This window comes from Nocardioides ultimimeridianus (genome assembly GCF_054777895.1).
Genome location: NZ_BAAHAB010000002.1, coordinates 96,700 through 119,601 on the forward strand (window position 1 = coordinate 96,700; position 22,902 = coordinate 119,601).

Annotated in this window: 24 protein-coding genes and 2 tRNA genes; 8 read left to right on the forward strand and 18 right to left on the reverse strand. The window is 69.7% G+C overall.

All coding sequences use genetic code 11. From position 1 onward, the window contains the following. Positions 1-129: 129 nt before the first annotated feature. Both ACYU8V_RS00485 and ACYU8V_RS00490 read right to left on the reverse strand, forming a co-directional pair. Complete coding sequence (locus ACYU8V_RS00485) at positions 130-1,032, reverse strand: rhomboid family intramembrane serine protease (protein WP_460844432.1); 903 nt, start codon at positions 1,030-1,032, stop codon at positions 130-132. 21 nt (positions 1,033-1,053) lie between these two features. Further along, positions 1,054-1,560, reverse strand: a complete 507-nt coding sequence (locus ACYU8V_RS00490; protein WP_460844434.1) for a peptidylprolyl isomerase — start codon at positions 1,558-1,560, stop codon at positions 1,054-1,056. A 158-nt stretch (positions 1,561-1,718) separates the two neighbouring features. Between ACYU8V_RS00490 and ACYU8V_RS00495 the strand changes: the two genes are divergently transcribed. Beyond that, on the forward strand, positions 1,719-1,997 hold the full coding sequence (locus ACYU8V_RS00495; protein WP_460844437.1) for a hypothetical protein: 279 nt from the start codon (positions 1,719-1,721) through the stop codon (positions 1,995-1,997). 76 nt (positions 1,998-2,073) lie between these two features. On the opposite strand, the gene ACYU8V_RS00500 is transcribed toward ACYU8V_RS00495, so the two are convergent. Genes ACYU8V_RS00500 through ACYU8V_RS00510 form a run of 3 tightly spaced genes read right to left on the reverse strand, consistent with a single transcriptional unit; the run spans position 2,074 to position 3,836 of the window. Then, entirely contained in the window at positions 2,074-2,397 is a 324-nt protein-coding gene (locus tag ACYU8V_RS00500; protein ID WP_460844439.1) for a DUF3817 domain-containing protein, read from the reverse strand. Further along, on the reverse strand, positions 2,394-3,173 hold the full coding sequence (locus tag ACYU8V_RS00505) for an SURF1 family protein (RefSeq protein WP_460844440.1): 780 nt from the start codon (positions 3,171-3,173) through the stop codon (positions 2,394-2,396). The genes ACYU8V_RS00500 and ACYU8V_RS00505 overlap by 4 nt, the downstream gene beginning before the upstream one ends. 24 nt (positions 3,174-3,197) lie before the next feature. Next, positions 3,198-3,836, reverse strand: a complete 639-nt coding sequence (locus ACYU8V_RS00510) for an HAD hydrolase-like protein (RefSeq protein ID WP_460844442.1) — start codon at positions 3,834-3,836, stop codon at positions 3,198-3,200. A 33-nt stretch (positions 3,837-3,869) separates the two neighbouring features. On the opposite strand from ACYU8V_RS00510, the gene ACYU8V_RS00515 reads away from it, so the two are divergent. Beyond that, positions 3,870-4,640: an MBL fold metallo-hydrolase gene (locus ACYU8V_RS00515; protein WP_460844444.1), complete on the forward strand. Its 771-nt coding sequence runs from the start codon at positions 3,870-3,872 to the stop codon at positions 4,638-4,640. 14 nt (positions 4,641-4,654) lie between these two features. On the opposite strand, the gene ACYU8V_RS00520 is transcribed toward ACYU8V_RS00515, so the two are convergent. Further along, positions 4,655-5,611 carry a hypothetical protein gene (locus ACYU8V_RS00520; protein ID WP_460844446.1) on the reverse strand — a complete coding sequence of 319 codons (957 nt, stop codon included), beginning with the start codon at positions 5,609-5,611 and terminating at the stop codon, positions 4,655-4,657. 110 nt (positions 5,612-5,721) lie between these two features. On the opposite strand from ACYU8V_RS00520, the gene ACYU8V_RS00525 reads away from it, so the two are divergent. The 3 genes from ACYU8V_RS00525 (at position 5,722) to ACYU8V_RS00535 (ending at position 9,266) form a co-directional block, all read left to right on the forward strand. Next, positions 5,722-6,087 (forward strand): hypothetical protein, encoded by a 366-nt coding sequence (locus ACYU8V_RS00525; RefSeq protein ID WP_460844447.1) that lies wholly within the window; start codon positions 5,722-5,724, stop codon positions 6,085-6,087. 36 nt (positions 6,088-6,123) lie between these two features. Further along, positions 6,124-8,673 carry a hypothetical protein gene (locus ACYU8V_RS00530; protein ID WP_460844450.1) on the forward strand — a complete coding sequence of 850 codons (2,550 nt, stop codon included), beginning with the start codon at positions 6,124-6,126 and terminating at the stop codon, positions 8,671-8,673. A 116-nt stretch (positions 8,674-8,789) separates the two neighbouring features. Beyond that, positions 8,790-9,266, forward strand: a complete 477-nt coding sequence (locus ACYU8V_RS00535) for a hypothetical protein (RefSeq protein WP_460844452.1) — start codon at positions 8,790-8,792, stop codon at positions 9,264-9,266. A gap of 13 nt (positions 9,267-9,279) precedes the next feature. Here the strand turns inward: ACYU8V_RS00535 and ACYU8V_RS00540 are convergent, their stop codons facing one another. From ACYU8V_RS00540 to dnaA, 12 genes are all read right to left on the reverse strand, one after another. After that, positions 9,280-9,795 carry a hypothetical protein gene (locus ACYU8V_RS00540; RefSeq protein ID WP_460844454.1) on the reverse strand — a complete coding sequence of 172 codons (516 nt, stop codon included), beginning with the start codon at positions 9,793-9,795 and terminating at the stop codon, positions 9,280-9,282. A 45-nt stretch (positions 9,796-9,840) separates the two neighbouring features. Further along, positions 9,841-9,913, reverse strand: a tRNA-Ala gene (locus ACYU8V_RS00545). 12 nt (positions 9,914-9,925) lie between these two features. Beyond that, on the reverse strand, positions 9,926-10,048 hold the full coding sequence (locus tag ACYU8V_RS00550; RefSeq protein WP_460844456.1) for a DLW-39 family protein: 123 nt from the start codon (positions 10,046-10,048) through the stop codon (positions 9,926-9,928). Between the two features lie 60 nt (positions 10,049-10,108). Beyond that, positions 10,109-10,182: transfer RNA gene (locus tag ACYU8V_RS00555), tRNA-Ile, on the reverse strand. Between the two features lie 99 nt (positions 10,183-10,281). Next, complete coding sequence (locus ACYU8V_RS00560) at positions 10,282-10,758, reverse strand: DUF3566 domain-containing protein (protein ID WP_460844458.1); 477 nt, start codon at positions 10,756-10,758, stop codon at positions 10,282-10,284. Further along, positions 10,758-13,367 (reverse strand): DNA gyrase subunit A, encoded by a 2,610-nt coding sequence (gene gyrA, locus ACYU8V_RS00565; RefSeq protein WP_460844588.1) that lies wholly within the window; start codon positions 13,365-13,367, stop codon positions 10,758-10,760. The genes ACYU8V_RS00560 and gyrA overlap by 1 nt, the downstream gene beginning before the upstream one ends. Positions 13,368-13,499: 132 nt before the next feature. Then, entirely contained in the window at positions 13,500-15,512 is a 2,013-nt protein-coding gene (gene gyrB, locus ACYU8V_RS00570; protein WP_460844589.1) for a DNA topoisomerase (ATP-hydrolyzing) subunit B, read from the reverse strand. Between the two features lie 319 nt (positions 15,513-15,831). Beyond that, positions 15,832-16,389: a DciA family protein gene (locus ACYU8V_RS00575; RefSeq protein ID WP_460844459.1), complete on the reverse strand. Its 558-nt coding sequence runs from the start codon at positions 16,387-16,389 to the stop codon at positions 15,832-15,834. Next, positions 16,382-17,527: a DNA replication/repair protein RecF gene (recF, locus tag ACYU8V_RS00580; RefSeq protein WP_460844461.1), complete on the reverse strand. Its 1,146-nt coding sequence runs from the start codon at positions 17,525-17,527 to the stop codon at positions 16,382-16,384. Before recF ends, ACYU8V_RS00575 begins: the two co-directional genes overlap by 8 nt. A gap of 7 nt (positions 17,528-17,534) precedes the next feature. Then, positions 17,535-18,422: a phosphogluconate dehydrogenase (NAD(+)-dependent, decarboxylating) gene (gene gnd / locus ACYU8V_RS00585; protein WP_460844463.1), complete on the reverse strand. Its 888-nt coding sequence runs from the start codon at positions 18,420-18,422 to the stop codon at positions 17,535-17,537. 53 nt (positions 18,423-18,475) lie between these two features. Beyond that, positions 18,476-19,612: a DNA polymerase III subunit beta gene (gene dnaN / locus ACYU8V_RS00590; protein WP_460844465.1), complete on the reverse strand. Its 1,137-nt coding sequence runs from the start codon at positions 19,610-19,612 to the stop codon at positions 18,476-18,478. 387 nt (positions 19,613-19,999) lie between these two features. Continuing rightward, complete coding sequence (dnaA, locus tag ACYU8V_RS00595; RefSeq protein WP_460844468.1) at positions 20,000-21,517, reverse strand: chromosomal replication initiator protein DnaA; 1,518 nt, start codon at positions 21,515-21,517, stop codon at positions 20,000-20,002. Positions 21,518-22,018: 501 nt separating this feature from the next. Here dnaA and rpmH point away from each other — a divergent pair. The 3 genes from rpmH to yidD all read left to right on the forward strand — a co-directional run bounded on the left by rpmH (position 22,019) and on the right by yidD (position 22,880). Next, positions 22,019-22,156, forward strand: coding sequence for a 50S ribosomal protein L34 (gene rpmH, locus ACYU8V_RS00600; RefSeq protein ID WP_460844470.1), 138 nt, complete (start codon positions 22,019-22,021; stop codon positions 22,154-22,156). A 62-nt stretch (positions 22,157-22,218) separates the two neighbouring features. Beyond that, entirely contained in the window at positions 22,219-22,596 is a 378-nt protein-coding gene (rnpA, locus tag ACYU8V_RS00605) for a ribonuclease P protein component (protein WP_460844472.1), read from the forward strand. Further along, positions 22,593-22,880, forward strand: coding sequence for a membrane protein insertion efficiency factor YidD (yidD, locus tag ACYU8V_RS00610; protein WP_460844474.1), 288 nt, complete (start codon positions 22,593-22,595; stop codon positions 22,878-22,880). The genes rnpA and yidD overlap by 4 nt, the downstream gene beginning before the upstream one ends. Positions 22,881-22,902 lie beyond the last annotated feature (22 nt).

Consider the following 22,902-nt stretch of genomic DNA (forward strand, 5'->3'; position numbering starts at 1 on the left):
AACCAACGCCGAGAGGGCGACCACCCGTGTGGGTGGTCGCCCTCTTCGTTGTCCCCAGCCATTTCCACAGCTGTGGATGAGTTACATCGGTGTGATTCCTCCACATCGGTGGAGAACCCTGTGGATGAATCAGCTGAGCGCGCTCATTCGGAGCACCGCTGCAACCAGGAGCAGCGCGGCGAGGCTGGTCAGTCCAGCGCCCTGGATCAGCGTTCGCCGCTCCCGGGGCGCGTAGGCGAGGACCGCCATCGCGAGCCCGCCCGCCACGAAGCCGCCGAGATGTCCCTGCCACGACACGTGCGATTGGAAGCTCAGCACGACGTTGATGCCCAGCAGCAGCCACAGCGAGCTGATGTCCTCGCCCGACTTCCGGCCACCGACGATCAACGCCGCCATCATGCCGAACACCGCTCCGGATGCGCCGACCACCGATGCCGACGTCTGGTCGAGCCAGAGCACGCAGACCGACCCGGACAGAGCGGAGATCAGGTAGACGGCGATGAAACGTGCCGCGCCAAGCTTGCGCTCCAGCATCGGCCCCAGGATCAGGAGGGCGTACATGTTGAACGCGATGTGAAGGATGTCGACGTGGGTGAAGGCGCTGGTGATCAGCTGCCAGGGCGCGTCGTGCACGCCCACGATCCACTGCCCGGCCGGCGACTGTCGACAGGTTTGCTCGCTCGGCGCCCAGAAACCGGCGTTCGCGCAGAAGCCGTTGCGGATCAGGGCGAAGTGCTCGTAGAGCTTGCTGCCGTAGCCTCCCGTGGCCTGGATGACCAGCCACACCACGGCGTTGATGCCGATCAGCACCATCGTGACCGCGCCGGGCTTGTCGGGCACCAGGCCGCCGTACGCCGTACGCCCGCTGCGGGTGCTCTTGTGGCCCTCGCTCACGCAGCTCGGGCACTGGTAGCCGACCGCCGCGTCGCGCATGCAGTCCGGGCAGATCGGCCGGTCGCAGCGCTGGCAGCGGATGTAGGTCTCACGGCCGGGGTGCCGGTAGCAGGTGGGCACCCCGGCCGGGTCGTTCATCGGAGATCGAGCCTGTCGGGATCAGTCGGTGATCTCGACGGAGTCGATGACGACGTCCTCGACCGGGCGGTCGCCGCGGGCCGTCGGGACCTTGCCGATCGCGTCGACGACGTCGCGCGAGGCCTGGTCGGCGACCTCGCCGAAGATGGTGTGCTTGAAGTTCAGCCACGTCGTCGGCGCGACGGTGATGAAGAACTGCGAGCCGTTGGTGCCCGGGCCGGCGTTGGCCATCGCGAGCAGGTAGGGCTTGTCGAAGGTGAGCTCGGGGTGCGGCTCGTCCTTGAACTGGTAGCCCGGGCCGCCGGTGCCGGTGCCCTGCGGGCAGCCGCCCTGGAGCATGAAGCCGTCGATGACGCGGTGGAAGATCAGCCCGTCGTAGAAGGGCTCGCCCGGCGCCTTGGCCGAGTTCGCCTTCTCGCCCTTGGCGAGACCGACGAAGTTCGCCACCGTCTCCGGCGCGTGGTTCGGGAACAGGTTGATCGTGATGTCGCCCTTGTTCGTGTGCAGGATCGCCTGCGGCTCAGCCATGTCGAGTGGTCCTCACGTGCGTCTGGTGTGACCCGGATCCGGGTTGGATCGATCCTACGGTGGCCCGGGTTGGGCCGGCGTGATGGGATAAGGCCGTACGACGACTTCGCGGCCGGCCCCACTCGGGGGCGCCGGCCACCTTTGGAAAGGACGTCCGGATGTTGAAGAAGCTGCTGTTCCTCGCCGTGCTCGGTGGGATCGCTGCGGCCGTGGCCAAGAAGCTGCAGGCCGGATCGACCGCCGCGGACGGAGGTGGGTGGCAGTCGTCCTACGACCCGGCGCCGGCTCCCGCCGCGCCCGCCTCCCCGCCGCAGGACACCGACGCCAAGGCGGCCGCCGAGCTGCCCGACGACGTCCCGCCGCCGCCGGTCGACATCCCCCCGGCCCGGACCGAGGTCGACCCGCTGACCGACCCCCTTCCGGAGGACGAGGCCTGATCCGGGCCTGAACGGTGCCTCTCGGCCCCACGCTCGCGTGGGGCCGGGTGAGACCGGTCAGTCGGATCAGCCTGGATCAGGCAGCCGCTGCGGCGAACAGCTCGGGGTTCTCGGCCTTGTAGCGCTGCGTCACCTTGTGCTCCACGACGAACATCAGGCCCGGGATCACCCCGGCCACGATGACCGTCGCGATGTAGCCCAGCGACCAGCCGGCCTTGCGCGTGAACGGCACGGCCACCACCAGGTAGGCCATGTAGAAGTAGCCGTGGATCATCCACAGCCACCACAGGTCCGGCACGCCGTCGTCGACCTTGTGCGCGACGTAGTCGATGGTTGCGAGCAGGAGGAAGACGCCGACCGTGATCGCGAGGATCCGGTAGGCGGGGAAGAGCTTCGTCACGACCCTGAGGCTACGGGGTCCTCGGTCACCGGCTCCCCCTCGGCGTCCTCGGCACCCGGCTCGGCCGTGGCCTCGCGCACATGCCGGACCCAGATGTAGATCGCGAAGCCGGCGAAGAACCACCACTCGAAGGCGTAGAGCACGTTCCGCAGGGCCGTCGACGCCCCCACCGACGGCAGCTGGCTGAGCGTGGCCGCCTCGAGGCCGGAGTCGGGGTGCTTGGAGACCACGTAGCCGCCGTACAGGTCCTGGTGGACGCGCTGGGCGATGGACGAGGTCTGCAGCTGGGGCAGGATCGCGTCCTTCGGATCGGGGTCCGGGGCGTCCGCGCCCTCCGGCGGCTGCAGCCAGCCGGTGACCTCCGCGGTCGCCTCCGGCGGAGCCGGTACGTCGGACGGGCGGGTCCCCGCCGGCACCCACCCCCGCACGATCGGCACGGCCGGCGCGTCCGCACCGCCGTTGGTGAGCGGCGTGACCACCCACAGGCCCTCGCGGCCGCGATCGTCACGCCGGTCCTCGACCAGCACGGTCGCCGCGGTGAGCCAGGTCCCCTTCACGTCGACCGGCTGCCCGACGGCATCGCCCCCGAACGGCGCGTCGTGGGTCAGCACCTGGTCGATCGGCACCGGTACGGCGTTGGTGAGGTCGCGCTGCTCCGCCACCCGGTGCGCGTGCCACACGTCGTACTGCCAGTAGCCCAGGCCGCCGGCGGCCGCCACGACGACCAGCATCAGCAGGTGGGCGCCCCACAGCCTCGGACTCCACCACCTGACCACGGGTCCAGGGTAGGCGGGACGACCTCAGGCGAGCGCGGCGGCCAGCTCCGAGGCGGTGGCGACGATGCCCGTGGCTCCCGCGTCCTCGAGCTCGCCCGGCAGCGCGTAGCCCCAGCGCACCCCGACGCAGCCGATGCCGTGCGTGCGCGCGCCGTGCACGTCGTGCTGCCGGTCGCCCACCATGGCAACGGTGGCGGGGTCGGGCCGGCCGAACCGCTCGAGGACCCGGTCGATGACGAGCGCCTTGGTGCCGAGCGAGCCGTCCAGCTCGTCGCCGCCGATGGTCGCGAACAGCCCGGCCAGGCCGTGGTGCTCCACGATCGCCCGGACATGGACCTCGGGCTTGCTCGAGGCGACCGCGAGGACCACGCCGGCGTCGGCCAGCTGCGCCAGCAGGTCGGCCATCCCGTCGTACAGCGGCGCATCGAGCATCGTCGTCGTGTAGCGCTCGCGGTAGGTGGCGATGACCGGCAGCACCAGCTCCTCGCCGACCAGCGGCGGCAGCGACTCGTAGAACGGCGGCCCGAGCAGCGCCCGAGCCGCGGCCGGGGCGAGCGGCGGGATGCCGTGCACCTCCAGCGCGTGGGCCAGCGAGCCGAGGATCGGCCCCGCCGAGTCGGTGAGGGTGCCGTCCAGGTCGAAGAGGACGTACGTCGGTCGCACCCCTGGATCCTCCCATCGTGGGAGGATCGGCCCGTGCCGATCCACCACCTGAATTGCGGGACGATGAACCCGCCCATCGCGCCGCCGATGGTGGCCCACGTGTTCCTCGTCGAGCGGGCCGAGGGACTCCTCCTGGTCGACACCGGTTTCGGGACCGGCGACATCGCGAACCCCCAGCGCCTCGGCGCCCCGTTCCGGATGGCCACCCGTGCCGTCCTGGACACCGCCGAGACGGCGCTCGCGCAGGTGCAGCGGCTCGGGCACCGGCCCGAGGACGTCACCGACATCGCCGTCACCCACCTCGACCTCGACCACGCCGGCGGCCTGGGCGACTTCCCGAACGCACGGGTGCACCTGCACGCGAGCGAGCTGGCGGCCGCCCGCAACCCCAGCGCCCGCGAGAAGGCGCGCTACATCAAGGCCCAGTGGGCGCACGGCCCGCAGTGGGTCGAGCACCGCGAGGGTGGCGACGACTGGTTCGGGTTCGCCTCGACGAGCGTCCTCGGCGACGACGTGGTGCTGATCCCGCTGCACGGCCACACCCGCGGCCACAGCGGGATCGCCGTACGCCGCGACGACGGGTCGTGGCTGCTGCACGCCGGCGACGCGTTCTTCAACATCCACCAGATGGATCCGAAGCCGTCGTGCCCGGCCTCGCTCACCGCCTTCCAGCGGCTGCTGGCGATGGACAACGCCGCGCGGGTGGCCAACGTCGAACGGCTGCACGAGCTGGCCAACGGGCATCCCGAGATGACCGTGGTGTGCGCCCACGACAAGGCGATGTACGACGCCCTCGCCGGCTGAGCCGCGGCCCGCGACTACTGCGAGCAGATCGCGAACGGCAGCTTCTGCTGCTCGGTGAGCCGGACGGCGAGCGCCGGACGGGTCACCTCGTAGCCCAGCCGTCCTGTCGACGGGTCGGCCACCCCGCGCGCGAACCCGACGCCGAAGTCAGGCTGCACTGCCGGCAGCACGCCCGCGAGCCGCAGTCGGACGAACAGGTCGGTGCGCTCCGCGCCGAGTGTCGCCGTGGCGAGGTCGCCTCCGAAGGCGATGGCGAAGCCGTCCAGCGGGTCGAGCTCGCCCACCATCTGCTTCGGGCCGGTGGCGAGCTTCGCGGTCGTGCCCTGGCCGAAGACGCCGTCGAGCGCCAGGCACCCGCGTGCGACGTACGTCGCGTCAGCGGGCCGCCCCACCAGCGCGACCAGCGCGGGGTCGTGGCCCCAGGACTCGGCACCGGACGGCGGCGTCGCGGAGGTGACCAGGTGGTCGGCCTGGTCGACGACGGCACCCTTGAGCACGCCGACCCCGGCCTGCACGGCCCGCGCCACCTGCGCCATCGACAGGCTCTCCCGGAACGACATGACCCAGCCGCTCTGCCCGCCGCCGGAGTAGGTCGCCTCCCACACCACGTCGTCGGCCCCGAAGCCGAAGCGACGGCGCAGCTCGGCGTCGACGGGATGCAGCAGCCCGGGCGAGAGCGCCGCAGTGGTGGGCAGCTCGCGCCAGAACCGCGCGCGGTCGGCGGCCGGCGAGCGGCCGGTCAGCTCGCCGAGGCCCAGGGTCAGTCGCACCTGGGAGAAGTCGGTCAGCTCCAGGCGCGTGGCCGCCGCCGGGACCAGGGGCATCACCGCGGAGGAGGGGTCCAGCGTCGCGTCGTACGACTCGATGACGGTGTCGGTGTTGGGCTCGGCCTGGTAGACCGGCGGGTGGGTCGTGCACGCGCTCAGCAGGCATGCAGCGAGCAACCCCGCTCCCAGCCCCGCGACCCTCACCCCGCAGATCTTGCCATGACAGTTTGACCTGGCCCCGTCCTGGAGAAGAGTTTCGATGTCGGCGGGATCCGCGAGGCGCATCCCGGACCTCGGGCGGAGAAGGAGAGATCATGGGCAGCAACGGCGCAGTCGGCATGGATGTGACCGGCCTGCACTCCGCAGGCACCACCATGGCCGGACGCAGCGGCACCGCGCAGGTGCACGCCACCGGCGTGAAGAACAGCGTGCACGAAGCAGCGGGGATCGCGGGCCACCCCTTGGTGAAGTCCGCCCTCAACACGCTCCTCGACGACCACATCCTCGACCCGTCGGGCAAGCTGCCGGCCCTGATCAGCGGGGGCGGCGAGCACGTCGCCAACCTGGCGGCCACGGGTCGCAACTCCGACGAGGAGGGCGCACGGGACGTGAAGGCGCACGTCGACGCGACCGAGGCGCACGCCACCACCCTGAACCGCAGCATCAACAACCCGGGCTGACGCCCAGCAGCACGCTATCGATCTCGGGAGACGACCATGGGCAACCCCTTCGACGACTTCAAGGACCTGTACGGCAGCACGCCGAAGGCGATCATCGATGCCGCCCACACGCCGGGCGTGCACGCCGAGCAGCTCCGGCAGCTCGGCACCGACCTGCTGCAGGACTCCCACAAGAGCGACGCCGCCACGATCGGCGACCTGAAGCAGATCAGCGGGGTCGGCAAGGACGCCGCCGGGCACGCGCAGAAGCTGGCGGCCTCCGGTCAGCTCGCGTCCGGCTGCCTGCTGAAGTTCGGCAACGACGGCACCACCTTCGACACCAAGGTGGCGGCGCTCAACTCCCAGGTCCTCAACGCGGCCTACGCCGACCAGCACGACCCGGACGTCAAGTCCGGCAAGGTCAAGATCAACGTCGGGCAGCTGCGCGCGGCCAAGGCCGCGGAGCTGCGTCCGACCTACAACGGCTACGTGACCACCCTCGATCACCAGGCCGATGCCGTGGCCGGGATCCTCAAGGCGGGCCCGGACAACCTGGACAACATCAAGAGGCTGATCCGCGAGGGGTTCATCCCCCTCACCGCGGCGAGCGACTGGCCGGGACTGAAGCTGACGGCGGACGACCGGCAGGCCTACTACAAGGCCATGTTCAGCCGGATGACCACCGAGGAGCAGATCGCCTGGGTCAACCAGAACAAGGACAAGCTGCCGCCCGACGCGGCGGGGGGCCTGAGCCCGGAGGTGCAGCAGCACTTCGCCGACGAGATCGCCGCCGCGATCAAGGCGCCCGGGATCGTCGACGCCGACACCCTCAAGATGATGCAGTTCTTCCAGAGCCAGCAGGCCTACGCCCACGAGCTCTACACGAAGGTCTCGCCCGAGGACATCGCGGCCGAGATCAAGGACATCAACGGCGAGGTCTACCCCAACGGCTACCAGTCCGACCACGCCGACGACAAGAAGGAGCAGTTCTACCGCGACTTCCTGACCGCGGCCGGGATCAGCCTGGCGACGTACACCAAGGGCACCGGCCAGTACGCGCCGCCGAGCAACATCGTCGACACCTACTACAAGGCGCTCACCTCGGACAAGGACGGCCAGAGCGCCGCCCTGTCGCTGCTCATCCGGGCCGGCGGCCAGGCGACGTCGTACGACGACCACTTCCTCTCCGACCTCACCGGCCGGGTCTACGACTTCGAGCGCAAGAGCGACTCCCCGGTCTGGGGCCCCCGCGACGACGACCTCACCGTCAACCCCTTCCTGACCAACAACGACCACTACGGCTACGCCAGCGACACCCTCGCCAACCTGCTCGGCTCGATGGAGCACTCGCCCAAGGCGGCGCAGGAGTTCTTCAACGCCGGCTACCCCGACGGCGACACCTCCAAGGAGAACGACCGCCTCCACTACCTGCTGACCGAGCGCACGTTCGCCGCGACGCCCGACCACACCGGTCCGGCGTTCAGCGACGAGGGCAGGGGCCTGGGTGCCGCCCTGGAGGCGGCCGCGGTGGGCACCAAGTCCACCGACCCGAACTGGAGCGCCGACTTCACCAGCGACGTGTTCAACACGATCGCCGACAAGTCCGGCACCGGCGACGACCACTTCCTGGGCATCGACGTCCCGGACGACAAGTGGCACATCTGGTCCGGGATGTCGCACAACCTGGGCGACATCGCGGCCAGCTACAGCAACGACGTCTACGACCTCATCGACGGTGCGCCGAAGGGCGGCCCGGGTCACCTCGACGTCTCCCTGGACAACTTCGACAAGCTGCTCGGCGAGATCGGCCGTGGCGGCGACAAGTCCGGGGTCGAGACGTTGAGCGCGGCCGTCATGATCGAGGGCAACCACCGCATCGACGACGCCATCACCCAGTGGAAGCACGACCACCCGGGCCAGCCCGTGACCATGGACTCGCTGGCGAGCAGCGGCCTCGGCCTGGCGCTCCAGGGACGCGGCGACACGACCGGCACCGTGCTCGGCCACATCCTCAACAAGTCGGTACTGGTCGACGTCGACGACGACAAGATCGCGGAGACCCGAGCGGCGTACGTCTCGAAGGCGATCGACATCGCCGGCGGCTTCATCCCGGGCGCGGACACGGTGCTCGGTGAGGGCAAGAGCGAGCTGGTGAAGTCGGCGTACGACATCACCAAGGACCAGGGCCTCGACATCCTCAAGGAGCACGTCGGGGAGGCGCCGGAGGCGACCTCGGACGAGTACATCAAGCAGAACCGCGACACCACCGAGCGCGGCCTCGAGTACAACGTGCTCAACCAGCTCATCGCCAACGGCTACCTGGGCGACCAGCACCCGGGCGACCACCACGCGGGCGTCAGCCACACCCCGGCGATCCCGGACTCGCTGCTCGTGGACGGACCGAACGGCACGAAGGTCGTCAACCCGGACCTGTACGACGCCGACGGGACCGAGAAGATCGGCAAGGACGGGCAGTACACCCCGGCCCAGATCCAGCAGATGCGCGACGACTGGAACACCTGGATGAACAGCCAGGCGCAGAACATCGCGCACGGCGTTTCGAGCCAGGCCCAGGACGGCTTCGACCGGGCGGTGAACAACGGCTGATGCCCCATCCCATCCGCGCCACCCTCGTCGCCGCGTCGCTCGCGGCCGTCCTGACGACCGCGACTGCCTGCGGCAGCACGCCCTCGCCCACGCCCTCGACCGAAAGCAGCAGCCCCATGTCCTCCAACGACCTCGTGTGCGGTCTGGTCAGCACCGATCTGGTACGCCGACTGGTGGGCGACCACGCGATCGGCACCCGCGGCAGGGGCATCACCCCGCGGTCCCAGCGGGCCCTGGAGCCGTCCACCTGCGACATCCTCGACGCCGACCGCACGGTCACCCTGCTCACCGTCAGCGTCGGCGAGGTCGCCGACCCGGCCCACTGGCGCCGGACGCTCGCGACGGAGGAGAAGGACGCCGGCAAGGCGTGCACCAGCTACACCGGGGACCCGGGCGACGGCTACGGCTGCACCTACGACAGCGGCGTGCGGGTCGACGGTGCGGGCGTGAACGTCCTGCGTGGCGACCGCCTGATCCGCGTCACCATCATGCAGTGGGTCGACGCCACCCCCGCGCAGCGCCTGGCCCTCGCCGAGGACATCGCCCGTGACGTCGACAAGAACGTGACGGCGTACGACGCCGGCCAGGGCTGACGCTCGCGGAGGATCAGTTCGAGGAGTAGTGGCAGAACCTCTTCAGGACGGCGTACGCCACCTGTGACCGCTTGACCGCCTTGTCCAGCCGTTTCTGGCTGTGGCCCGCGATCGCGCGCGACACCTGGGCGAATGCCTTCGCCGTGTCCGCCACGGCTCGGCGGAGCGGATAGTCGGCAGGCATCGCCTGCTGGTTCATGTACGACGTCTCGGTCGCCAGCCGCGTGGCGATGGCATCGTCGAAGGGGTGCTTCGTCGGCGACCAGCCCGACGTGTCAGCGGCGATGTGCGACAGGATCGCCTGCACGTTGGCGCACGGTCTGATGTCCGCGTCGGGGATCGCGTGCTGCGCGGAGGCAGTGGCCGGCGGGGATCCGGGCGGCGACGCGGCGGCGCCGGGCGGACGGGCGGACGACCCACCGGTGCCGCACGACGAGACGAGCGCAGCCGTCAGCACCAGGGCCGGGACGAGACCCCTGCGCGAATGACCCTCGTGGAACGAACAACCCCTTGCCGTCACGCGCACCACCCTGCGCCGGCGAGGTTGGAGAAACCTTGGACCCGGAGGATCGAGTGGAGCCTAGGGGACTCGAACCCCTAACCCCCTGCTTGCAAAGCAGGTGCGCTACCAATTGCGCCAAGGCCCCGGAGGGAGGTGCTCAGGGGAGCTGGTCGGTGGCCTCGGCCCAGAGGGCCTTCTCCGCCTTGCTCTCCTGGAGCTTCTTGCGGGCGAACACCGCGCCGGCCGCGGCCAGCACCGCGAGCGTGACCTTCTTGACCATTGCGTGCCTCCTGCTGTTGAAAAGCCCCGGCCGCAGTGACTGCGTCCAGGGCTTGTCCCGTGGGCCTAAGAGGACTTGAACCTCTGACCCCCACATTATCAGTGTGGTGCTCTAACCGTCTGAGCTATAGGCCCGGGTGGCTTGGGGTTCAGGGTGGAAGCCCCGTCCGCCCAAGCCGAGAGTGAAGATTACCGGACCCGGCGTCGTACGCCGAAATCGGGCTGTCCTCAGGCTCAGGCCTGGTCCTCGGCGAGGGTGACCTCGATGCCGCCGACGAGCGCGGCAGCCATGTTGTAGAGGAACGCGCCGAGCGTCGCGGCCGCGGTCAGCAGCACCACGTCGAGGGCCGCCACCAGGACCGTGAAGCCGAGCACCCGGCCGGTGCCGAGGTAGTCCTGGACCTGGAAGCTGGTCGAGTCGCCGCCCTGCAGGCCGGTGTCGACGGTGCTGTTGATGGAGTCCCAGACGCCGGCTGCTCCGAGGACCTCCCAGACCATCGCCACCGCCACGACCGTGGTGACGGCGAAGGCGATGGAGAGCAGGAAGGAGGTCTTCATGACCGTCCACGGATCGATCCGAGTGAGCCGCAGACGGGCCCGTCGGGGCGCCCGCGCCGCGGCGGAGGTCGGAGCGCCGGCCGGCGGGGTGATGCCGGGCAGGGACCCCGCGCCCGCGGGCCGGATCGCGGTGTCCTCGACGCGCTCGGTCATCAGTCTCCATCCTCCACAGAGTCACTGTCGGTGGCGCCGTCGGGGGTCACGGCTCCCTCGATTGTGTCATCCGACACCAGTTCCGACGATTCAACCGACTCGGCGGGGGCCGGGGCGGCCGCCTCGGAGTCGCCCGTGGCGCCGTCCTCCGCGCCGTCCTCGTCATCGATCTTGGCCTCGACCGAGCGGGCGACGACAGCGACGCTGTCGCCCTTCTTCAGGTTGACGAAGTTGACGCCCTGGGTGTTGCGCCCGGTCGGCTTGACCTCGTCGACCTTGCTCCGCACGACCTGGCCGCTGGAGGTGATCGACAGGACCTCGTCGGACTCGACGACGATGAAGCCGCCGACCAGCGCGCCGCGATCCTCGTTCTCGAGCTGCATGGCCTTGATGCCCATGCCGCTGCGGGACTGGATGCGGTACTCGGAGATGCGGGTGCGCTTGGCCTTGCCCTGGTCGGTGATCGTGAAGACGTACTGGACGTTCTCGTTGGTCCCCTCCACTGCTGCTTCCGAGGCCTTGATGACCGACATCGACAGCACGGAGTCGTCGGCGATCTTGAACTTCATGCCGGTGACACCGGAGGTCGCGCGACCCATCGGACGCAGCTGGTCGTCGCTCGCCGGGAACCGGATCGACTGGCCCTTCCGCGACACCAGCAGGATGTGGTCCTCGTCGTTGACCAGCTCGGCACCGATCAGCTCGTCGTCGTCGCGCTTGAAGTTGATCGCGATGACGCCCGCCTGGCGGGGGCTGTTGTAGTCGCCCAGCTTGGTCTTCTTGACCAGGCCGGTGCGGGTCGCGAGCACCAGGTACGGCGCCTGCTCGTAGTCGCGGATCGCCAGCACCTGCGCGATCTGCTCGTCGGGCTGGAAGGACAGCAGCCCGGCCACGTGGCCGCCCTTGGCGTCGCGCGACGCCTCGGGCAGGTTGTAGGCCTTGGTGCGGTAGACCCGGCCGGCCGTGGTGAAGAACAGCAGCCAGTGGTGGTTGGTCGTGGAGATGAAGTGCTCGACCACGTCGTCGCCGCGCAGCGAGGCGCCGCGCACGCCCTTGCCGCCCCGCTTCTGGGTGCGGTACTGGCTGGCGAGGGTCCGCTTGGCGTAGCCGCCGCGGGTGATGGAGACGACGAGCTCCTCATCGGGGATCAGGTCCTCCATCGACAGGTCGCCGTCAGCCGCGATGATCTGGGTACGCCGGTCGTCGCCGTACTTCTCGACGATCTCGGTGAGCTCCTCGGCCACGATCGAGCGCTGGCGCGTGACGTTGGCGAGGATGTCCTTGTAGTCCGCGATCTCGAGCTCGATCTTGGCCAGGTTGTCGATGATCTGCTGACGCTGCAGCGCGGCGAGCGAGCGCAGCTGCATGTCGAGGATCGCGGTCGCCTGGATCTCGTCGATGTCGAGCAGCGCGATCAGGCCCTCGCGCGCCTCGTTGGCGTCCGGCGAGCGCCGGATGAGGGCGATGACCTCGTCGAGCATGTCGAGCGCCTTGACGAGCCCGCGCAGGATGTGGGCGCGCTTCTCGGCCTCGCGGAGGAGGTACTCGGTACGACGCCGGATGACCTCGACCTGGTGCTCGACCCAGTTGCTGATGAACTGGTCGACGCTCAGCGTGCGGGGCACCCCGTCGACCAGCGCCAGCATGTTGGCGCTGAAGTTGGTCTGCAGCTCGGTGTGCTTGAGCAGGTTGTTGAGCACCACGCGCGCGACCGCGTCGCGCTTGAGGACGACCACCAGCCGCTGGCCGGTGCGGTCCGAGGTGTCGTCGCGTACGTCGGCGATGCCCTGCACCTTGCCCGAGTCAGCGAGCTCGGCGATCTTCAGGGCGAGGTTGTCCGGGTTGACCATGTAGGGCAGCTCGGTGACCACCAGGCAGGTGCGGCCCTTGGCGTCCTCGTCGACCTCGATGACCGCGCGCTGGGTGATCGAGCCGCGACCGGTGCGGTAGGCCTGCTCGATGCCGTTGTGGCCGACGATGAGCGCGCCGTTGGGGAAGTCCGGGCCCTTGATCCGCTCGATCAGGGCGTCCTGGAGCTCCTCACGGGTGGCGTCGGGGTGCTCGAGCGCCCACTGGGCGCCTGCGGCCACCTCACGCAGGTTGTGCGGCGGGATCGAGGTGGCCATGCCGACCGCGATGCCGGCGGAGCCGTTGACCAGCAGGTTCGGGAACCGGGCCGGCAGGACGACCGGCTCCTCGGAGCGGCCGTCGTAGTTCGGCTGGAAGTCGACGGTCTCCTTCTCGATGTCGCGGACCATCTCCAGCGCGAGCGGCGCCATCCGGCACTCGGTGTACCGCATCGCCGCGGCGGAGTCGTTGCCCGGCGACCCGAAGTTGCCCTGACCCTGCACCAGCGGGGCCCGCATGACCCACGGCTGGGCGAGCCGGACCAGGGTGTCGTAGATGGCGGTGTCGCCGTGCGGGTGGTACTGACCCATGACGTCGCCGACGACGCGGGAGCACTTCGAGAAGCCACGGTCGGGGCGGTAGCCGCCGTCGTACATGGCGTAGAGGACGCGCCGGTGGACCGGCTTGAGTCCGTCACGCACGTCGGGGAGCGCGCGACCGACGATGACGGCCATCGCGTAGTCGATGTAGGCGCGCTGCATCGACGTCTGCAGCTCGATCGGCTCGATGCGGCCGCCGGGACCCGGTCCGTCGCCGCCGAGGTTCGAGGTTGTCTCCGTCACGATTGCTCTCTCTGGCTCGTTCTATCGATATCTAGGAAATACGTTAGAGATCTAGATATCGAGGAAGCGGACGTCCTTGGCGTTGCGCTGGATGAAGGAGCGGCGCTGCTCGACGTCCTCGCCCATCAGGATGGAGAAGATCTCGTCGGCCTGCGCGGCGTCCTCGAGGGTGACCTGCAGCATCAGCCGCTGCTCGGGGTCCATCGTGGTCTCCCACAGCTCCTTGGCGTTCATCTCGCCCAGACCCTTGTAGCGCTGGACCGGGTTCTCCTTGGGCAGCTTCTTGCCCTGCTCGAGACCGTCGCGCATCAGGGCGTCGCGCTCGGCGTCGGAGTAGACGAACTCGTGCTCGTGGGGCTTGTTCCAGCGCAGCCGGTAGAGCGGGGGCTGGGCCATGTAGACGTAGCCGTGCTCGATGAGCGGGCGCATGAAGCGGAACAGCAGCGTCAGCAGGAGCGTGTTGATGTGGTGGCCGTCGACATCGGCGTCGGCCATCAGCACCACCTTGTGGTAGCGCAGCTTGGCCTCGTCGAACTCCTCGTGGATGCCCGTGCCGAGCGCGGAGATGATCGACTGGACCTCCTGGTTGCCCAGGACCTTGTCGATGCGCGCCTTCTCGACGTTGAGGATCTTGCCGCGGATCGGGAGGATCGCCTGGACGCGCGGGTCGCGGCCCTGACGGGCCGAGCCGCCGGCGGAGTCGCCCTCGACGATGAAGACCTCGCACTCCTCGGGGTTGGTCGACTGGCAGTCGCTCAGCTTGCCCGGGAGACCACCCCCGCCCAGCAGCCCCTTGCGGTTGCGGGCCAGGTCGCGCGCCTTGCGGGCCGCGATGCGTGCGGTCGCCGCGGCCTGCGCCTTGCGGATGATCTCCTTGCCCTCGCCCGGGTTCTGCTCCAGCCAGGCGCCGAGCTGGTCGTTGACCACCGACTGCACGAAGCCCTTGGCCTCGGTGTTGCCCAGCTTGGCCTTGGTCTGCCCCTCGAACTGGGGGTTGGAGATCTTGAGGCTGATGATCGCGGTCAGACCCTCACGGATGTCGTCACCCGTGAGCCGGTCCTCCTTCTTCTTGATCAGGCCCCACTCCTCGCCCCACCGGTTCATCAGGGTGGTCAGCGCCGCCCGGAACCCCTCCTCGTGCGTGCCGCCCTCGGGGGTGTTGATGGTGTTGGCGAAGGTGTGGACGCTCTCGTTGTACGACGAGACCTGCCACTGCATCGCGATCTCGAGGCTCATCGGGTTCGGGGCCGCGTCGCCGGTCTCGGCCTCGAAGGAGATGACCGCGCTGACCGCCTGCTTGCGGCGGTTGAGGAAGTCGACGTAGTCGGCCAGGCCGCGCTCGTAGCAGAAGACCTGCTCGACGGCGCCCGCACCGGCGGCGTGCAGCTCGTCGGCACCATCGGTGTCGTGCTCGATGGTGCTGTCCTCGATGGCCTCGGCGAGCTCGCCGGCGTGCGGGCGCTCGTCGCGCAGCACGATCTTGAGGCCCTTGTTGAGGAACGCCATCTCCCGGAAGCGGGCGGTGATGGTCTCCAGGGAGTACGTCGTGGTCTCGAAGATCTCCGAGGAGGCGACCCAGGTGACGGTCGTGCCGGTGCCCTCGCCCTCCTCGAGCGGGCGCACCTGCCGCAGCGGGTAGCGCGGGACGCCGAGGTCGAACTCCTGCTCCCAGAGGTGGCCGCGGTTCTTGATCTCGAGCTTGAGCGTGGTGGAGAGCGCGTTGACGACCGAGGAGCCGACCCCGTGCAGGCCGCCGGAGACCTTGTAGCCGCCCCCGCCGAACTTGCCGCCCGCGTGGAGCACTGTCAGCGCCAGCGTCGCCGCCGGCAGCTCCTGGCCGGGTGCGGTGTCGGTCGGGATGCCGCGGCCGTTGTCGACGACGCTCACCGAGCCGTCGGCGTTGAGGGTGACGAGGATGGTGTCGCAGTAGCCCGCCAGGGCCTCGTCGACCGCGTTGTCGACGATCTCCCAGATCAGGTGGTGCAGGCCGCGCTCGCCGGTGGACCCGATGTACATGCCGGGGCGCTTGCGCACCGCCTCGAGGCCCTCGAGCACCTGGATCATCGAGGCGTCGTACGCGCCCTCGACCGGAGTCGGCTTCGGCTGCTCTTCGGACACTACGACCCCTTCGCTGTGGCATGACGAAGGCCGAGAGCTGAGCGCCTGGACTTCCCCAGGGCGGCGCTGGCCCGGCCTTGCGTCCATGATACCGGCCACAGCGCCTCTGGACACGCCGCACACCCCGCAAGGGGGATCCCCTGTGGATATCGGGAGGGCCTCAGAGGCCCAGAACCGGCCTCAACAGGCCCGAGCAGGGGGGCCGACAGGCCCCGATATGGGCGCGGGGGTCGTTCGGGCCCCAGATCTCGCCTCAGCGCGGCCGTCACCCGTAGGTGTCGCGCGGCCCCCGGCCCTTGACGCTCTTGAGCCCGTGCTTCCAGCTCGGCGCGTTCGGTGCCAGCACCTCCACGACCGTCACCGTGCCGTCGCCGAGCTCCTCGTTCAGCCGTCGCACCAGGGTGGTCACGAGCAGCTTGAGCTGCACGGCCCACGCCGTGGAGTGGGCGCGCACGACGAGGACCCCGTCGACCAGGGTCTCCGGCGTGGAGTTCGCGCCGATCTCCTCCCCGACCAGCTCGGGCCACCGCGCGAACACCCCGCGGATCCGCAGGTCCAGCGCCCAGCCGCGGTCACCGATGATCCGGTCGACCTCCGAGGAGAGCATCTGCGGGTCGCGGCCGTCCGGGTGCGCGCCGCTGAGCTGGGCCTCGCCGGCGCGCAGGTGGCGCGGCTTCCAGCCGTCGGAAGTACGCCGTGGCCGCCTCGGCGCATCGGCCCCCGCACCCATCGCGCCGCGGAGCAGGGATCGGGCCAGGTCCAGGCCGTCGGCCCGGTGCGGCTCGTCGTCGGTGTCCGCCGGCTCGCGCGGCTCATCAGTCACGGGTGACCTCCCCGCCGGCCACCCGGTACGTCGCCCCGCTCAGCTCCTCCGGTACGTCGCCGTCGACGGCCGCCGTCACGAGCACCTGCTCGGCGCCGGCGACGAGCGTCGCGAGCTGGCTGCGGCGCTCGCTGTCGAGCTCGGCGAACACGTCGTCCAGGATCAGGATCGGGTCGTCGCCGTCGGCACGCAGCAGGTCGTAGGACGCCAGCCGCAGCGCGAGCGCGAACGACCACGACTCCCCGTGCGAGGCGTAGCCCTTGACCGGCATCCGCGCGTCGTCGCCGGGCCCCAGGGTCAGCTCCAGCTCGTCGCGGTGCGGACCCACCAGGGTCAGGCCGCGGTCGATCTCGTCGCGTTGCCGGCGGGCGAGCTCCTCGGCGTACGCGCTGCGGATGTCACCCAGCTCGGGGATCCAGGCGGTCACCGGCACGCTCGCGCGATAGGCGATCCGGGCGTCGTCGCGGGAGGCGCCGCGCGCCACGGCCTCATAGGCCTTGCCGAGGTACGGCGCCAGGTCGGCCGCCAGCCGCATCCGGGCGTCCAGCAGCTCGCTGCCGACCGCGACCAGCTGGTCGTCCCAGACCGACAGCGTCGCGAGGGCCGCATCACGGGCCGAGCCGCGGGCGGCGTACAGGGTCTTGAGCAGGCTGTTGCGCTGCTTGAGCACCCGCTCGAAGTCGGCCTTCACCCCGGCCAGCCGGGGAGCGCGCAGCACGAGCAGGTCGTCGAGGAACCGTCGGCGCTCCGACGGATCGCCCTTGACCAGCGCGAGGTCCTCGGGGCTGAAGACGACCGTGCGCACGATCCCGACCAGCTCACGGGCCCGGGGGAGGGTCGCGCGGTTGATCCGGGCGCGGTTGGCACGGCCCGGGTTGAGCTCGACCTCGAGGATCGCGGTGCGCCCGTCCTTGACGACCGCCGCGCGGACGATCGCCTGCTCGGCACCCATCCGGATCAGCGGTGCATCGCTGGCGACGCGGTGCGAGCCCAGCCGGGAGAGGTAGTCGATCGCCTCGACGAGGTTCGTCTTGCCCTGGCCGTTGCGGCCCACGAACGCGGTGACCCCGGGTTCGAGGGCCAACTCCAGCTCGGCGTACGAGCGGAACTGGTGGAGGGTCAGGTGCGAGACGTGCACGAGCCCACTATGACTCCTTCTGGACCGCGTGGCCGCCGAAGCCGTTGCGCATGGCCGCGATCGCCTTCATCGCGTAGTCGTCCTCCTGCCGGGAGACGAACCGCGCGAACAGGCTCGCCGAGATGGCCGGCATCGGTACGGCGTTCTCGATCGCCGCCTCGACGGTCCACCGGCCCTCGCCGGAGTCCTCCGCCCAGCCCTTGATCTTCTCCAGGTGCTCGTCGGCGCGGAGCTGGTCGACCAGCAGGTCCAGCAGCCAGCTGCGCACGACGGTGCCGGTGCGCCAGGAGGCGAAGATCTCGGGCACGTTGTCGACGATGTCGACCTTGTCGAGCAGCTCCCAGCCCTCGGCGTAGGCCTGCATCATCGCGTACTCGATGCCGTTGTGGACCATCTTCGCGAAGTGGCCGGCGCCGGGCGTCTCGCCGCAGTGCACCAGGCCGTCGTCGGTGCCACTGGGCTTGAGCGCCTCGAAGAACGGCATCACCTTCTCGGTGTCGGCCGTGGCTCCGCCGTACATCAGGGCGTAGCCGTTCTCCAGGCCCCACACGCCGCCGGAGACGCCGCAGTCGACGAAGCCGATGCCCTTCTCGGCGAGCGAGGCGGCGTTGACCGCGTCGTCGGTGTACTTGGAGTTGCCGCCGTCGACCACCAGGTCGCCCTCACCGAGCAGCTCCTTGAGCTCGGCGATCGTCGACCGGGTGGGATCGCCCGCGGGCACCATCACCCAGACGACCTTCGGGCTCGGCAGCTTCTCGACGAGCTCCTCGAGGCTCGCGACGTCGCTGAGGTCGGGGTTGCGGTCGTAGCCGACGACCTCCAGACCCGCGTTGCGCATCCGGGTGCGCATGTTGCCACCCATCTTGCCGAGACCGATGAGACCGAGAGTGGGCATCCGCAAGCTCCCTTGGGTTGGTACGTGGAGGTCGGTTCCGACGTTACTCGCGCTCAGGAGAGGAGTCGGCGCGGCATCAGCAGGTAGCGGAAGCTGCCACCGTCGTCGTCCTCGTCGGTGCCGCTGATGACCACCGGCTTCGAGGACTGGGTGAAGGCGAGCTCGACGACCGGGGCGTCGATGGCGGTGAGGCCGTCGAGCAGGTACTGCGGGCTGAAGCCGGTGGTGAGGTCGTCGCCCTCGATGTCGGCGGGCACCGACTCCGAGGCCTGGGCCTGGTCGCCGCTGCCGGCGTCGAGGGTCAGCGATCCGTCCTGGAAGGCGAGCTGGACGGCCGCGTTGCGCTCGGCCACGAGCGAGACCCGCTTGACCGACTCGACCAGGGCGGCCTTGTCGATCTTCGCCGTCGTCAGCCGCTCGCTGGGGAACAGCCCGCGCACCTTGGGGAACTCACCGTCGAGCAGGCGGGTCGTGGTGCTGCGGGTGCCGCCGGCGCCCGTGCCCTCGAACCCGATCAAGCCGTCGCCCGAGCCGCTGCCCGCGAGCGCGATGGTGATCTCGGCCCCGGCGGTGAGCGACTTGGCGGTGTCGGCCAGGACCTTCGCCGGGACCAGCGCAGCCAGGGACGCGTCGGGGGTGCCCGGATTCCAGGTGAGCTCGCGCAGTGAGAGCCGGAACCGGTCGGTCGCGAGGAGCGAGATCGTGTCGCCCTCGATCTCGAGACGTACGCCGGTCAGCACCGGCAGCATCTCGTCGCGGCCGGCGGCCGTGACCGCCTGGGCCACGGCGTGGGCGAAGGTGTCGCTCGGCACGGTGCCGCTCGCGGTGGGCATCTCCGGGATCGTCGGGTAGTCCTCGACCGGAAGGGTCTGCAGCGAGAAGCGCGAGGAGCCGCAGGTCAGCGACACGCGCGCGCCGTCCAGCGCGATGTCGACCGGCTTGGCCGGGAGGCTGCGGCAGATGTCGGCGAGCAGCCGGCCGCTGACCAGCACCCGACCCTCGTCGCTCACCTCGGCGGTCAGCGTCGCACGCGCGGAGGTCTCGTAGTCGAAGGTGGACAGCACCAGGCCGTCGTCGCTGGCCTCGATGAGCAGACCGGCGAGCACCGGCATGCTGGGCTTGACCGGCAGCGTGCGCGCGGCCCAGGCGACGGCGTCGGCGAGGACGTCGCGATCGACTCGGAACTTCACGTGGGTCTACCTCCGCTAGAAGTGGGATTGCATCCTGTCACGTCACTCCCCGGTTGTGAGCGTGGTGGTCGCCAGCGGGAGCACCAGAACCCCGTGATCCACAGGCAAGGGGCCCGGAGGAGTTCCACGAGGAATCGATGACATAGCTGGGTAGGTAGTTGTCATAGGGCCGGTGGAAACTGTGGAGAACCCATGTTTCTGCAGGTCAGCGCGATATTCACCGGTGGATTCGGTTGTGGAGGAGCGGTACGACGCCCAGCGCGTCATGTGGACCCGGCCCGGCCTGGGGACGGTCCGCCCGGTGCCTCCACCGAATCCTCCCCGTGTAGTTCGTAGCAGGATCGCGGAGTTGTCCACAGGGCAGAGGAATCGCAGTGAGGCCGGTGATCAGGCCTGGCGCGCGGTCATCTTGATCCGGTTGGTGAGCTCGCTGACCTGGTTGAACACGGCCCGGCGCTCGCCGAGGAGCTGGTTGATCTTGCGCTCGGCGTACATGACGGTGGTGTGGTCGCGCCCGCCGAAGTGCTTGCCGATGCGGGGGAGTGAGTCGTTGGTGAGCTCGCGGCACAGGTGCATGGCGATCTGACGGGCCATCACCAGGTGGCGGCCGCGGCTGGGGCCGGTGATCTCGTCGATGGTCAGCCCGAAGTAGTTGGCGGTCTGGGCGATGATCAGGCCGGCGGTGATCTCCGGCTCGCCGCCCTCGGGGATCAGGTCCTTGAGGACGATCTCGGCGAGCGTCATGTCGACGTCCTGCCGGTTGAGGTTGGCGAAGGCCGTGACCCGGATCAGGGCGCCCTCGAGCTCGCGGATGTTGGTCTGGATCTTGCTCGCGATGAACTCGAGCACGTCCGAGGGCGCGGTCAGCCGGTCCATGGCGGCCTTCTTGCGCAGGATCGCGATGCGGGTCTCGAGGTCGGGCGGCTGCACGTCGGTGATCAGGCCCCACTCGAACCGGTTGCGCAGCCGGTCCTCCAGCGCCTCCAGACGCTTGGGGCTGCGGTCGGAGGTGAGCACGATCTGCTTGTTGGCGTTGTGCAGCGCGTTGAAGGTGTGGAAGAACTCCTCCTGCGTCTGCTCCTTGCCCTCGAGGAACTGGATGTCGTCGATGAGCAGGACGTCGACGTCGCGGTACTTGCGCTTGAAGCGGTCCGGCCGGTCGTCGCGGATGGAGTTGATGAACTCGTTGGTGAACTCCTCCGAGCTCACGTAGCGGACCTTCGACCCGGCGTAGATGGTGCGCACATAGTGGCCGATGGCATGCAGCAGGTGGGTCTTGCCGAGCCCGGACTCGCCGTAGACCAGCAGCGGGTTGTAGCTGCGCCCGGGCGCCTCGGACACGGCGACCGCGGCCGCGTGCGGGAAGCGGTTGGAGGAGCCGATGACGAAGGTGTCGAAGGTGTACTTCGGGTTCAGCCGCGACTCGCCGGTCGGGGCGGCGGCGGGCGGGCTGACGATGTTCTGCGTCAGTGTCGACAGGTCGACAGGTCGATTTGTCGACAAGTCGCCAAGTCGATCCTCGAGGGGAGTGAGCGGCTCGTCGGCGACCGGGGCCGCCTCGGGTACGCCGGCGGCGACCTCGCGGTCGTCGGGGTGCTCCAGGGAGGTGTCGACGGTGACCGCGAGCTGGATCTCGTGGCCGAACCGCTCGCTGAGGGCTCCCTCGAGCTCGGTGCGGTGCCGGCCCTCGAGGCGCTTGCGGGTGAAGTCGTCGGGCACCGCGACGATCGCGGTGGTGCCGTGCAGGTGCACGGCCTTGCTCGACCGCAGCCAGGCGCGCTGACTGACCTGCAGGTCGGCCACCACCGCACGCCACTCGATCGCGAGTCGATCCTCTGCCTGGGTTGCCCCGGGAGTCTGGTCCGCCTGCTGATTCGACTCGTCGCCGGTCCCGGTCACATCCAACCTCTCGCCCTGGTCCACAAGTTTGTCCACAGGTTGTGGACTGCGCCGTACCCCCCGTTGGATCGGCGCGACCCGAGACCGGCCGACCATCTCCCCATCCACCTGTTCTTGCAGGTCAGACCCTGTTTTCTGGTCTGATCGCCGGGTCTTGCGACCGGTTCGGGATCGGGTTCTGCTCGGTCCGGAGGGGAAACCCGGATTGGACGAACCTAGCCACAACGACAGGACGGATCAACCCGCTATCCACAGGTTCGACGGCATCCGTGCGCGACGCTGTGTCGCGGGTATCGTCCGACGGCGTCGTCGGTTTGACCCGGTCTCCGCTCCGCGCGTACCGTTGGCCGGTCATTCGGTGTCGACCGCTGCCGCATGTCCACGAGGATTCTCTCGCAGTTCGAGGGCTCGGCGTGGCTGCGCGGTGGCGGCCGACCGGACGCGTCGACGAACAGTACGACGTGCCTCCCGGATGGCCCTTCCCGACACACCTTCGAGAGGTCAGACGTGAGCAAGCGGACGTACCAGCCGAACAACCGCCGTCGTAACAAGACGCACGGCTTCCGCCTTCGGATGCGGACCCGCGCGGGTCGCTCCATCCTGGCGAACCGCCGCCGGAAGGGCCGCAAGAGCCTCGCGGTCTGAGGCCGAAACCGGCCTCGACTGATGCGCTGCCCACGGCTGACACCGCTGGGCCGGGGCTGACGGTGCTGCCTGCTACGCACCGACTCGTCGACGCCGACGCGTTCCGGGCGACCACCCGGCGCGGTCGGCGCGCGGGGTCAACGACCCTGGTCACCCACCTGCTCGTCGACGACACCGTCGGCGAGCACTCGGGCGCGCGCCCGGCACGGGCCGGCTTCGTCGTCAGCCGTGCGGTCGGCATCTCGGTGGTGCGCTCGCGTGTCAAGCGCCGGCTGCGGCATCTCGTCGCCGAGCGGCTGGACCGTCTCCCGGCCGGAGGGGACCTCGTCGTACGGGCGAACCCACCAGCCGCTCAGGCGACGTACGCGGAACTCGGCAGCGACCTCGACCGTTGCCTGGATCGGATCCTGATCGCCGAGCCCGGAGCGCGTACGCCGTGAAGCACGTCCTGATCGCGCTGCTGCGCGGGTATCGCTTCGCGATCAGCCCGATGTTCGGGCAGACGTGCCGCTACTACCCCTCGTGCTCGGCGTACGCCATCGAGGCGATCACCGTGCACGGATCCCTCCGCGGGAGCTGGCTCGCGGCCAAGCGCGTCGCGCGCTGCCATCCCTGGACCCCCGGCGGGGTCGACCACGTCCCGCCGCGCAAGCCCGAGCAGGCGTCGGACCGACGTCGCTCTCCGAGCGGCTCCGGCCGCCCGACACAACCTAGGAGCCTTTAGTGGGCGTCATCGGCGACATCGG